Annotated in this window: 12 protein-coding genes; 4 read left to right on the plus strand and 8 right to left on the minus strand. The window is 41.5% G+C overall.

The window, feature by feature from the left end; all coding sequences use genetic code 11:
• The first annotated feature begins 344 nt into the window (after positions 1–344).
• Genes hemN through DFP79_RS12420 form a run of 3 tightly spaced genes read left to right on the plus strand, consistent with a single transcriptional unit; the run spans position 345 to position 3069 of the window.
• Complete coding sequence (gene hemN, locus DFP79_RS12410) at positions 345–1715, plus strand: oxygen-independent coproporphyrinogen III oxidase (RefSeq protein ID WP_133504261.1); 1371 nt, start codon at positions 345–347, stop codon at positions 1713–1715.
• Between the two features lie 16 nt (positions 1716–1731).
• Complete coding sequence (gene fnr / locus DFP79_RS12415) at positions 1732–2499, plus strand: fumarate/nitrate reduction transcriptional regulator Fnr (RefSeq protein ID WP_133504262.1); 768 nt, start codon at positions 1732–1734, stop codon at positions 2497–2499.
• A gap of 27 nt (positions 2500–2526) precedes the next feature.
• A complete protein-coding gene (locus tag DFP79_RS12420; RefSeq protein WP_133504263.1) occupies positions 2527–3069 on the plus strand; it encodes an adenine phosphoribosyltransferase in 543 nt (180 codons plus the stop codon).
• A gap of 107 nt (positions 3070–3176) precedes the next feature.
• Here the strand turns inward: DFP79_RS12420 and DFP79_RS12425 are convergent, their stop codons facing one another.
• The 4 genes from DFP79_RS12425 to DFP79_RS12440 form a co-directional block, all read right to left on the minus strand.
• Positions 3177–3737: a YfaZ family outer membrane protein gene (locus tag DFP79_RS12425; RefSeq protein WP_133504264.1), complete on the minus strand. Its 561-nt coding sequence runs from the start codon at positions 3735–3737 to the stop codon at positions 3177–3179.
• 10 nt (positions 3738–3747) lie between these two features.
• Positions 3748–4584, minus strand: a complete 837-nt coding sequence (gene ttcA / locus DFP79_RS12430) for a tRNA 2-thiocytidine(32) synthetase TtcA (RefSeq protein WP_133504476.1) — start codon at positions 4582–4584, stop codon at positions 3748–3750.
• A gap of 115 nt (positions 4585–4699) precedes the next feature.
• Positions 4700–5242: a SprT family zinc-dependent metalloprotease gene (locus tag DFP79_RS12435; RefSeq protein WP_243730268.1), complete on the minus strand. Its 543-nt coding sequence runs from the start codon at positions 5240–5242 to the stop codon at positions 4700–4702.
• A 4-nt stretch (positions 5243–5246) separates the two neighbouring features.
• Positions 5247–6974, minus strand: coding sequence for a RecQ family ATP-dependent DNA helicase (locus DFP79_RS12440; RefSeq protein WP_133504266.1), 1728 nt, complete (start codon positions 6972–6974; stop codon positions 5247–5249).
• Between the two features lie 109 nt (positions 6975–7083).
• On the opposite strand from DFP79_RS12440, the gene DFP79_RS12445 reads away from it, so the two are divergent.
• Positions 7084–7746: a YecA/YgfB family protein gene (locus DFP79_RS12445; RefSeq protein WP_133504267.1), complete on the plus strand. Its 663-nt coding sequence runs from the start codon at positions 7084–7086 to the stop codon at positions 7744–7746.
• Between the two features lie 41 nt (positions 7747–7787).
• Here DFP79_RS12445 and DFP79_RS12450 read toward each other — a convergent pair whose 3' ends face one another.
• The 4 genes from DFP79_RS12450 to DFP79_RS12465 are packed head-to-tail and all read right to left on the minus strand — an operon-like array spanning position 7788 to position 13004.
• On the minus strand, positions 7788–8927 hold the full coding sequence (locus tag DFP79_RS12450; protein ID WP_133504268.1) for a fused response regulator/phosphatase: 1140 nt from the start codon (positions 8925–8927) through the stop codon (positions 7788–7790).
• 8 nt (positions 8928–8935) lie between these two features.
• Positions 8936–9238 carry an STAS domain-containing protein gene (locus DFP79_RS12455; protein WP_133504269.1) on the minus strand — a complete coding sequence of 101 codons (303 nt, stop codon included), beginning with the start codon at positions 9236–9238 and terminating at the stop codon, positions 8936–8938.
• 20 nt (positions 9239–9258) lie between these two features.
• Positions 9259–9567 carry a BolA family protein gene (locus tag DFP79_RS12460; protein WP_208111437.1) on the minus strand — a complete coding sequence of 103 codons (309 nt, stop codon included), beginning with the start codon at positions 9565–9567 and terminating at the stop codon, positions 9259–9261.
• On the minus strand, positions 9564–13004 hold the full coding sequence (locus tag DFP79_RS12465) for an SbcC/MukB-like Walker B domain-containing protein (RefSeq protein WP_133504270.1): 3441 nt from the start codon (positions 13002–13004) through the stop codon (positions 9564–9566). The genes DFP79_RS12460 and DFP79_RS12465 overlap by 4 nt, the downstream gene beginning before the upstream one ends.
• Positions 13005–13011: the final 7 nt, after the last annotated feature.

The following is a 13011-nucleotide window of genomic DNA, read 5'->3' on the forward strand; positions in this document are numbered from 1 at the left end:
TTAAAAACGAGAAGAGTAAATGTAAACCGACACAATTTCCAGACAAAAATCCTAACCGAAAGGAAATGCTGACAACATTAAACAATAAGATAAATTGATAAATAATTTTACGTTAATTATTTATCAATTTATCTTTCTTTGCCATTCTCCCGCTCTCTGCCTGACCAGTCCACTTCTCTTTTTCCCTTCTTTCGACATTAGCGCTTTTTCCATTTCGGCATTCATAGACATAAAAATACGACTCCTTAGAACCTTTGCAGCAAAGTCAGTTTATTGATTCAGATCAGAAAACGACTTTTTGGAAGGAGTAAACTAAGTATTAGAAAATTTAATAGGATAGACACATGCTTTGGGATTCAAACCTAATTCAAAAATACAACATTTCCGGCCCACGCTACACCTCCTACCCTACTGCCCCTCAATTTTCGGGCGACGTGAGCAAACTGGAAATTATCGGCAGTATGATGGAAGAATCCGACCTACCCATTAGCTTGTATTTCCATATCCCATTTTGCGCACACCTTTGTTATTACTGCGCTTGCAACAAAGTCGTTACTAAAAATTATGACAAGGGTGCCGAATACGTTGAACTACTTGCCGAAGAAATGCGCCTGCGCTCATTAATGCTAAACAATGAAAGGAAAGTTACTCAGCTACATCTAGGCGGAGGAACCCCTACCTTTTTATCTGTCGAACATATGAAGACTCTGTTTAAGCATATTGAAGCAAACTTCAACCTTGTAAGGGATGGCAAACAAGACTTTAGTATTGAGATTGACCCAAGAGAAATTAAATCCGATCAGCTCACACTTTTAAGAGAGTTTGGCTTTAATCGCGTTAGTCTGGGCATACAGGACTTTGATCCAGCCGTCCAAAAAGCCATTCACCGAGAGCAAAGCTTTGAGCTTGTTAGCAAGGTCGTCGATGAAGTTAGAGCCGAAGGTTATGAGTCAATCAATTTTGACCTAATATACGGACTCCCAAATCAAACAGCCACCTCTTTTAAAAAGACGCTTGATTACGTCATTCAACTCGATCCTGATCGAATTTCCCTATTCAATTATGCTCACCTTCCAAATCGATTTGCACCCCAGAGGAGAATCAACGACAGCGACCTGCCTTTGGCAGATGAAAAACTGTCTATACTAAGAGAATCAATCAACACGCTAATAGACAAGAAATATCGCTATATCGGCATGGATCATTTCGCTAAAAGTAATGACCCTTTAGCCATTGCTCAAGATGAACAAAAGCTACAACGTAACTTTCAAGGCTACACTACGAACGCCAATACCGATTTAATCGCTTTTGGTGTTTCAGCAATTAGCAAAATAAATGGAACTTACGTACAAAACCACTCTGACCTTGCTCTGTACCAAAATAGTGTTGAGAATGGTCAGCTCGCGATCATGAAAGGCTATATAAGCAACCAAGACGACGCCATTCGCCATGACGTGATTATGAAACTAATGTGTGATTTTAAATTAGACTCTAAAGATATAGACTCAAAGTACCAGCTTAATTTTATGCAATATTTCGAACCCGAGCTCGAAAGACTTGCAGAGTTAGAAACAGATAATATTGTTAAAATACATCGAGATACGAACCATATAAAAATAATGGTAACAGATGTTGGACGATTACTAGTGCGATGTGTATGCATGGTTTTCGATCGACACCTAAACAAACAAACAACTTTTTCAAAAATTATTTGAGATCAGGGAGCGTTTCATGGCTTACACACAAGCTCAAGCAAACCGATTTAACAGTAAACTCACCTCTCAGTGTCAAAACTGCAGCCTCGCCGCTCTTTGCTTACCTATTGCACTGGTTGATGAGGATGTAAATCGGTTAGACCAAATTATTGAACGCAAACGCCCACTGAAAAAAGGTGAGCTTCTATTCCGTCAAGGTGAAAAATTTGATTCAGTATTTGCTGTAAGAACAGGCACACTGAAAACCTTTAACCTTACTGGAAACGGCGAAGAACAAATCACAGGCTTTTACTGCCCTAGTGAATTGCTCGGTTTAAGCGGTATTGATAACGACATCTACCCAGTTTCCGCAAAAGCGCTAGAAACAACGACAGTGTGTGAAATCCCCTTTTCCCATCTTGAAGCACTCTCTGAACAGATCCCGTCGCTTAAGCGTCAACTGTTTAAGATCATGAGCCGTAAGATTTGCAACGATCAAGATATGATGGTTCTTCTAGGCAAGAAAAGCGCAGATGAAAAAGTGGCGTCTTTTTTGATCAACCTATCTGATCGATTTAAACGTCGCGGCTACTCTGCGACAGCATTTAGACTTTCTATGTCTCGCGGTGAAATAGGCAATTATTTGGGGCTGGCCGTCGAAACAGTCAGCAGAGTCATGACGCGTTTCCAGAAAAATGAACTAATTCAGGTAGAAGGTAAAGAAATCACACTTATCAACATAGAAGACATGCAAAAACTTGTCGGTAAGAACGAAGAGTGTGATAGTATCTTGAAGTTTGAATAAAAGTAAAATGTTAAGGCACCTATATCTATGCTTTACGATGATTTCTATGTTAAATCTCTAATTCGTACCGTTGAAGACTGGCCAAAGCCAGGCATTAGTTTTCGTGACATCACTCCCATTTTTAGCGACCCGAAAGGGATGCGTATGGTTGTAGATGCATATGTTCACAGATATATCGACAGCGATATCTCTCACATTGCATGCATTGACGCTCGCGGCTTTTTAATTGCCTCCGTTCTAGCTTATGAACTTCGCAAACCACTTATTCTCGTGCGCAAAAAAGGCAAGCTGCCTGGAAAAACCATTTCTCAAGCTTACGCTCTAGAATACGGTGAAGCCGAACTTGAAATACAAGAAGGTAGCGTTCATGAAGGCGCTCAAGTATTGCTATTTGATGACTTAATTGCGACTGGCGGCACTTTATTTGCGGCAATGTCACTGTTAAAACAACAAGGCGCAAACATCAAAGAAGTTGCAGCGATTATCGATTTACCGGATCTTGGCGGCAGCCAAAAACTCCAATCTTCTGATACGCCTGTGTTTGCACTTTGTGCATACGAAGGAGAATAATAAACTCCGAAGCTTCTTTAGAGTTTATTAATAAAAAAGGTGGCCTAGGCCACCTTTTTTGTTTTATTACAGTTCATTCACACATGAAACTCGTTGCAAGTTAGATATTAGAAATCAGCAACAACACCTAAACCCACACCTTGGTTCATATCAACGGTGTCATGAAGGTTATCAAATTCGACACTTGTTTGACCGTAGCGAATAAATACACGTGCATTTCTTAGAGTTTTGTATTCCCCGCGAACTTCACCCTGCCAAAGGCTCTCGACGTTATTAAACGACAACACTTTTGGAGAGTAATACAAAGATCCGTAAACACTAAAGCGATTCGCTTTTGGGAAAGTGTAACGGTAGAAACCGCCCAACCCTACTGCAACACCTGTATCATCAGATCCTGCATCTGCATCAACTGCAATAAGACGAGCACCTAAACCAATTTGCAATGGGTAATCTTTGCTTGTCTCGATGTCTTCAATATGTGCACCAACGTAAGCGTAAGAGCCGTCGTCAGTATGATACATGCCACCCACATCCATAAAATAGGTTTGTTGGCTTAAGCTAACATCCACTTTAACAGACTCATTAGATAGACTACCTTCGAACGTGTTTGCATTTGCAGTAGCAGCAAAAAGTCCCGCTACTACAACAGCAGTAAATTTTGTACGCATATTTTCTGTCCTATAACGATACAATATTCAGTTTTTTTAACGCGTCTTCAGACTGCGTTAATCCTTTAAAATCAAACAACTCTGTATCTGCAAGATGTGATGGTACGATATTTTGTACAGCAGTAAACATAGTGTCTGTGCGGCCAGGATATTGTTTTTCCCAGCTTTGAAGCATTTCTTTGACAACTTGTCTTTGCAAATTCTCCTGAGAACCACAAAGATTACAAGGAATAATAGGGAAAGATTTATAAACCGAAAATTTCTCTATGTCTTCTTCCTTACAATAAGCCAGAGGCCGGATAACAACGTGCTTGCCGTCATCACTCAAAAGCTTAGGTGGCATACTTTTTAACTTACCACCGAAGAACATATTTAAGAACAGCGTCTCTAGAATGTCATCCCTATGATGACCTAAAGCAATTTTCGTTGCTCCAATTTCTTCTGCAAAACCATAGAGTGAGCCGCGACGAAGCCTCGAACAAAGCCCGCAAGTTGTTTTACCTTCAGGCACAACCTCTTTAACAATACTGTAAGTATCACGCTCCAGAATATGAAAATTCACCCCAATATCTTCTAAATACTTGGGAAGAATATGCTCTGGGAAGCCGGGTTGCTTTTGATCAAGATTGACAGCAACAATTTCAAAATGAATTGGGGCACTCGCCTGAAGGTTTAACAAAATCTCAAGCATAGTGTATGAGTCTTTGCCTCCTGAAAGGCAGACCATTATTTTGTCGCCGTCTTCAATCATATTGAAGTCAGCAATCGCTTGACCAGTTAGTCTTCTTAGGCGTTTTTGGAGCTTATTAAGCTCAACTTTATCTTTCGGGTTTTGAGACAAATCCATCACTACTAATCGCTATAAAATAAACGCCGCTATATTACTACATCCGCTTGACTGGCGCTATTTATCAAGAGCAGATTCACCATTCATAACTAATACCTATACCAATATCGACAACTCACGCAGGGTGGACCACCTTCATCACACGCTCATCGTCACTGTTTTCAACATACTTTAACGTTGTTTTGCATAGACGGCATATGTATTCCGTCCCTTTTCGCGCCCTACTGTGTCTGTGCGCTGTAAATTCATGGACGGAGCATGAACATTTGTATTTATAGCCGTTTTTTCTTGGTGGCAACTTAAAATTATGAGTTCGATTGGCCGGAACGCCAAAAAGGTGTTCCATGATTGCTTTCCACTCTTTGCCATGCGGTGACGCATCTAAACCATATATTTGAAATACAACAATGTGTGCGACTTCATGCGGAACAACATTGTTGAGAAATTCATCCGGAGATTGTTCATACATGTATGAATTAAGCCGAATTTCATTTTTTTGAAGATAGGCTGTTCCCGCCGCTCTTCCGCGCTGCTTGAAATTAAAACTCGGATTACTCAGTTTTACCCTGAAATATCGCGATGCGATATTCATACATTCGAAAATTTTTGATTCCACTCGGTCATGATCGACTAGAACGCCTAAGTTTGAAGCAGACAATGAATTAATGAACCTCCTCATACAGACCACATAGCGCATCTGCATTTATTTCCTTTAACTCTGGCATAGACAGCCCTGTTAACCTACTTAGTGCTGCAGCAGTGTTGGGTTTTAATTCCGCAATTTTTAACAAAAGATTTTGACTGATCATCCCTGATTGATTGTATTGGCTAGACCAACGGAATGTGTCACGTATAACAGAACTATCCAAACTTATATCGTACTTCGACGTATAATAGTAATCATCTGACATGATTAATTGCAATTCACTGCGTAATACTTGTCGCGCTTTTTGCGTTAAGCTAAACATTAAGGGACCATTCGAATGCACTCCCACAAACTTCATTGCAATAAGTTTGCGAGCCAGTGTTTTCCATTGCACCTCTGATAATTCTTTTCCATCTGCGAAAACACTGTAATCATTCAATTTATTGGTCAACACGGCCTTGTTTCTCTTGCCGACCAAAGCTTGGATTAACGCAGTGATAGGCACTACGCCCTTTGTATAATAAATATAGGAAAGCAATTTTTGCGCCGCAACCGTTACATTATGCTCAGACGATTGGCGCAAGCACCGATCGCAGTTGCCACAATCTTCGTGAGATTCACCATAGTGGGCTAACAGAGACTTTCGTCTACAGCCGCGCTGCTCCAATAATTCCACGAAAGACAAAAACGATGCTGTGTCTTCATTTTGATGCTCAAGCTGCTGAAGGCCGCGCATTATGTCTTGTAGACCGTATAATAAAAGTGCTTTCGCAGACATCCCTGATCGACCAGCCCGACCAATCTCCTGAAAATATGCATCAATACTGGGCGGTAAATCTGCGTGAGCAACAAAGTAAACATCCGATATGTCGATTCCCATACCGTATGCCGTCGTTGCTACAAGAACACTAATTTCACCCGATAAAAAACGCTGATGCCTTTCTGTTTTCTGCTGGTCCGTTAATGCTGCATGAAAGAACGATGCATCTATATGATTTGCATTCAGCCATTCAGCCATTTCTTCGGTCTTTTTCCGAGAACGACAATAGATAATGCCTTTTTGCCCGAGCGCTTCCTTTAAGATAAAGGCAAGCAACTGTTCTTTTGCTTTTCGCTTCTGAGATATTTGCAGTGTGATATTAGGACGATCAACGGATTCCATAAAACATTTAGGCGTTAAAAGGTTCAAGCCTGAAATGATTTTCGCAATACCCTGTTTATCCGATGTTGCAGTCAAAGCTACAACAGGCACTGCGGGAAAATGACTTTTTAGCGCGCCTAGCTGACCATATTCAGGGCGAAAAGCACTGCCCCATTGAAAAATGCAATGCGCTTCATCTACTGCAATACATGAAATATCAACGCAGTCTAAGAGAGCCAACACACTGGGCTGTAAAATTTTCTCCGGTGATAAATAAATAATATCAAGGTGCCCCGCTCGAATCTCCATTTCAAGGTCGTAACGTTCACCTTTGTTTAGGCTGGAATTCAAAAAACGTGCATTAATTCCTTTTGTCTTAAGTTCAGCAACCTGTTGTTGCATTAACGCGAGAAGAGGCGATACAACGACACCCACGCCATTTCTTAAGAGGCTAGCTGCTTGGTATATCAGTGACTTACCCGCTCCGGTAGGGAGATTGAGAATACAGTCGGTTCCTGAATCTAAGCATTCGATTGCAGATCTCTGCATCGGGCGCAATTCAGTAATGTTCAGCTTGTCTAAAATCGTATGCAGTGTATCCATGGGGTAGATTATCTAACAAACATCAAATGACTTCATCGATTTTTTGCGTAAGATTCGCTATGATCCATGAGTAATTACAATCTAGAATTAATTAGGAAAACATAGTTTTATGGCGCATCAACCTCTCGACGATCTTGAACTGGACGAATTAGAAAATTTTTTAGAGTCTCCGTCCGTCCATGAAGAATGTCAGACATTTGTTATGGCTCATGGCTTTTTGACTGCATTGGCTATTTGCCCTTTTTCACTACCGGTTGATAAGTGGCTTCCCATTGTATTTGAAGAAGAACCCGCCTTTAAAGATGCAAAAGAAAAAGACCGAATTGAAAAGCTTGTTAGCCGATTGTTCATTGATATACAAAAAGAACTTGAGTCAGAAGACGATTTTCTTGTCCCTTGCGAACTCGAAGTAACACATAATGAAGAAGAATTTTCAGAGCTTCAAGATTGGGCATGTGGCTTTATGGAAGGCGTATTCCTAACAGAAAGACACTGGTTTGAAACAGAAAAAGAAGAAGAAATCGCAGAGCTGTTAGTTCCATTTATGGTTGCATCAGGCCTATTTGATGACGAAGAAGTCACGCAAATTCGCTCTAACCCTAAATTAACACAGTCTTGCATTGATAAAATCCCAGATGTCGTAACCGATCTTTTCTTAGCACTGAGAACAGAGCCAGAGAAAAAACGTCAGCCTTTTCCTGTAAAAAAGGGGAATAAGAAACCGGGATCAAGCAAACACAGCGGACAAAAAAAGTCAGGCAAACATAAATAGAGATAAGGCGTCTCGACATTAAATCGAGACGCCAAGTGGGTCTAGCGGCGAACCATCACAAATGTCATATCGTCCTCTTGAGGTTGATCGCCGCGAAATTCTTCTATTCTGTCAATAAGTTTATTATCCAGTTTATCCAACTCTCGTTCAGGCAGTAATTCATGAGTTAACGACTGCATACCTTCGACGCTGAGTCTTTTACCAGAATCGCCAAGCTGTTCACTCACACCGTCTGTTGCCATCAACACGAGTTGATCATGATTCAAATTGAAATTCTGCAACTCTGAATCAAATTCTTTATCGGGCAACACACCTAATGGCATGTGTGAGGAATGAAGCTCAAGTACTTCTTCGTTCTCTGTGAAGATCGAGAGCGGAGGCATACCACCACTCCACAACGAAGCACTTCCATCGGTTTCTAATGCTAAGATTTGCGCAGCGCAGAACATATAGTCAGGAGTTACATCGTATAGAACGCGATTCAGACGGCGCGTTAGATCAGCAAGTGGAATACCAAGCTGAGCGGAATCTAAGAAAGATTGAGCAACGGGCAAAGCACCAACAGATGCCTGCAGCCCATGGCCGGTAAAATCCCCTAAAAAGATAAGTAATCGGCCTGATTTACACTCTTTTACCATGGCCAAATCGCCATTGAAATTATCGACGGCCTGTCGATTAACTCTTACTTTGCCTGTGTTCTCATCACTGTGAACTTGGATATGAGTCAGCACCTGACGCGCCATATCATGCTCACGTTCAGTTATACGATGGTAATAGGTTAGTTGAGCATTCTTTTCCGTTAGCTCATTAATGAGCGTAACCTGTTGGATATGATGGCGCAGGCGAGTGCGGAATAAAATCTCATGAAATGGCTTAGGAATGAAATCATCACCACCACACTGAAAACACTGATTCATTACAGCATCACTTGACTGTGAGGTTAGAAAAACACAAGGGACAAAACGCTCGCCCGCACGGTTTTTCAGGCGCTTTACCAACTCTAGCCCACTGCCACCCTTAATAACAACTTCAAGCGTAACGATATCAGGTTTCCAACTGTCGAATAACTCCAGCGCTTCGCTATAACTAGTCGCCGAGCGAATTTCAATTTCTTTTCGACTTAAACTCAATTCGATAATTTCGTGATAAATCTCTTCACTATCGACCGTTAATAGTTTCATTCAGCGCCTTACCTAATATTAAAACGTTTATCAAAGCGCGAGATCATGAGTATGTTTCTAATAAAATCATTTGGGTTAATAATTTCGATATTAACATCAGCACCTAAAGCATTACGCATGCTCAACAACATGCCGAGCGCCGCACTATCGAGATATTCAACCATTTGCATGTCTATCCTAAAATTTTCGTACTGACCCACATAGTCGGAGTAAGTCGAACGAAAATCATTGAATAAAGAGAAATCAAAACTACCAACTACCGTAATTTCCACTAAATTGTTCGTGTTATCAACGTTTACAGTAATACTCATATCTATATTATGCCGACTGTTTATCGGCTACCTCCATGGCAGTTGGGTGATAGTGGGGCCGCGTTTCCTCTCGCTTCCCACTCGTCGGGAGTGTAAAGATGCAGAGCTAAAGCATGAATTTTCTTCATTTGTTCCGACAACGCGGTATATACCATTTGGTGCCTTTGAACCAGACGCTTTTTTGAAAAATCATCACTTACCAAAGTAAGCTTAAAGTGGGATTCGCTGCCTTCAGGCACATTATGAGTATGACTTTCATTAAACAATTCAAGGTACGATGCTTTAAAAGCACTGCCTAAAACGCCGCGTATTTCTTGTTCTACGATCATAACGTTTCTAGCTCCTCATCATCTTCTTTAACATCTACACTCTCATCTGTGCCATTCAACAGTTTTTGACCCTTAGATTGAGGATACGCCACATCAATAGAAACCGCACCCCCCTCTCGCCAAACACTGATAATAGTATCCATGTTTGCCGCCATAACAGCACGTTTATCATCGGGCGCTGCAGCAATAACTTGTAACCCGATATCGCGCATGAATCCCATACAGGTGGCTGTCTTTGCCATATCGATTTTATTAAATGCTTCATCAAACATTGCAAGCGAGAAGCCACCTACAATATCGCCCTCCATGGTTTCATGTAGGCGATATGTTGTTGAAAGTGCCGCTGCAATAGCCAAATAGAATGGAATTTGATGCTCACCCCCTGAACCCGTTTGAATACGTTGGCTCAAAGTCGTTTTCATATTCCCTTCCATATCAAGTATATCTACTTCGAAATTATAGAACTTCCTATAATCCGCTAGATCTTTCTGCTTCTCTTCGTCAGAAATAAGCTCTTGTATAGAATTCAATGCGTTGGCATGATCTGGGTCCTTGGTAAACTCAGGGTCAAACAAGCCACCAACATTTGCTTGATCTTGGGCGCTAAAACGCTCGACAAGATCAAGGATGTCTTTCATATCACCGTTTGGATAATATTTAAACTGATAAACTTCTTGGTTAAACGGACGGCGCTTTAAACTGTGATTTAGCTCACGAATAATTTGCGCAACTTGATCTAACGAATCCTTTAGCTTGGAAACATAATCGCTTCTGAACGTTTCCTCTGCTTCCCGGCGTGCCAATTCAGCACGTTTAGCATACTTAGCCAGTTCCGTTTCACTCAGAACGTCGATTTGATAATTGACATAGTGTTCAAATTCTTCGAATTTGGATTCGAGGTAATCTAACTGGATATCATCATCAAGGCTGGATTGATGATAACGAGCATAATGATCCGCCACCTCTTTACGAACCTTTTGGTCGAAGCTTCTTGCTTTTTCAGACGCTTTTTCCGCTCTTGAAATCGCTTCTTTGTATATAGCAGCCCCGTTTACCATGCTGGATTCAAGCAACTCATAACGCTCACTTGCATATTCCGCATTGAACATTGAGTTCGCAGTCAGCTTAGTTCTATCTTCATCAAGAGAACTCAATGCCACACTTAATTGTGTTTTTTGAGTCGTTAACGCGCCGTATTGCTCAGCAATTTGTTGGCGCTCTCTGTCCAGTTTTTTCTGCTCAAGTTCGGTTGCAGCAATGCGCTCTTTAAGAGATTCAATTTTTTCCTGCAATTCAGTATCGTCATGCGCCTGTAATGCGAGGATTTGCTCATTGATATCGTCTAACTCGTGCTGAGAGGTCGTGTTCGCTTTGTTTGCGGCGGATAACCCTTCGACTTCAAACTGAGACGATGCCATAACACGCCCAAGAATAGAATCGGCCTGCTCTAGCCTCTGATCGGACTTCAAGTAATCTGTTAGCTCATGCGTCAGGTCACTCAACTGTTTTTCGCGGGACTGTCTCATCCCATCCGTATTGATGCCAACCATCATGTGCGGCACAAAGCGAATAGTAGAGATCGTACCCGACAGTTTCAACATCCCATCGAACGTCATCGCACTGTCTTCACGCAGCAGTTGACGTTCAGTTTCTACCGGCTTGATACCACCTAAACGCCTATTTAAATACGCCTGAGCATGATCATTACTACAACGTATAAATTGAAGAACCGACCCTCTGTCTCCGCGATTAAGCCATAAACGTGTCTGTGTCGTATCAATTACACGACACCCCATTAACTGTCGTCTGTGCGCACGGAAAATACGAATCGCTTCTTCAGCATCATCAGGGTCAACAATCAAGGCTTCACGTTGGTTGCCAAGGTAACCTTCTATGGCATCTTGCCACTTATGATCTGTTACTTCAGAAAGGTGACTCAAAGGCACGGCTTCTATTTGAGCCTGCTTCAAAAGACCTATCAAACGTTTGGTATTTTGTGATAAAGGGCTTGAGCCGCCTTTAAGAGAAGAAACGTCGGCCTCTAACTGCTTGCAATCATCTTTTAGGTTTAAAATGGTTCTGTTCAGTTGTGAGCGCTGTTGGAATACATGACTCTTTTCATCATCTAGCGTTTGATTTAAGCCCTCAAAAAACTTAATCAAGCCTTTTAAATCGCCTTGAACACAGCCTTTTTCATCAATAATATCCAATTGATCACTGGCTTGAGTGAGGATCTCTTTCATGCCGTCACTCAACACATCATTGAAAGGCACCATCCCGCCCAATAACATAACAGCTTGGCGCGCCTGCAAAAGCACTTTAACGTCATGCTGACCTTGCAACTCAACGAGTTTTTTACTTTGTTCAAGTTGCTGTAATTTCAGGCCAACATCAGAGTGCTCGTATTGCTGCTCTAAACGTACAAGCTGCCCTTGAAGTTGTTTTAATAATGTTGCACGAGTACCAAGTTCATCCTGAATTTCTTCTTCACGATCACGATGAATCTCATACTGATCTTGAATATCATCCTGCTTTGAACTTAACTCGTCAAAACGCGCTTCGGTTGCAACCCATTGATAATTAACCGCTGTTTGTTCTTGTTGACGCTTTTTATCGCATTCAACTTGGATGACTTTTAAATCATCAATACGCTTTGCAACTTCTTGTGTCTTAGATTCGAGCTGCTTATATTCCGTAAGCGATTTTTGATACGCGCCAACTTGTAAAGGCGCTTCCGTTAAAACGAAATCCTGAACAAAACGGGTAGGCGACGCAATTGGGACAAATTTCAACGCGTTTTTAAAGTTTTTAAGAAAACTGTCCAGCGTGATCACATGATCAGGGCTTGGGCTTAGTTCCTCAAGGTAGCGGTTAATATATTGGGTTGCAGAGGCACTGCCTGATTTAATGTAGGGATCCAAGCAAGACTTTTTCATTGCTTCACGCACTTCAAGCCAAGGTTTCGCCTTATAGCTTTTAGCCCCCATCAACTCAACAAAATCTTCTCTGCGAATACCATAGTTAGGCAAGATGAAACGACCTAAAATGTCTTCTTCTGGTGAAGCTAAAGAAGCACTTAATGACAGGCCAATTGTGCTTTCTTTTCCTGTATTTGAATCCTCAAATACCAGCCCTAAATAACAGATAGCATCCTGTCTGGGCTCAGTTCCAACAATCTTAGCGCTTCCTTGACCGGAATCGATCATACCCAAAATGTAGGAACGAATACTCCGCCCAGATGCTTTACCGTCATTGGCACTTGCGTTGTAATTTAGGTGGCGCTTACTGGCGCCTGTTAGCACGGTTTGAATAGCATCAAGTAGTGAAGATTTACCAGAACCCGTAGGCCCAATAATGGCAGTATTACCGCGGATATCGATCTCTTCAGCGCCGAGCAAATACCAATTGACCAAAACAATTCGATTTAACTTTTTCATAATAGAC

Source organism: Marinomonas balearica (genome assembly GCF_004362145.1).
Lineage (GTDB): Bacteria > Pseudomonadota > Gammaproteobacteria > Pseudomonadales > Marinomonadaceae > Marinomonas > Marinomonas balearica.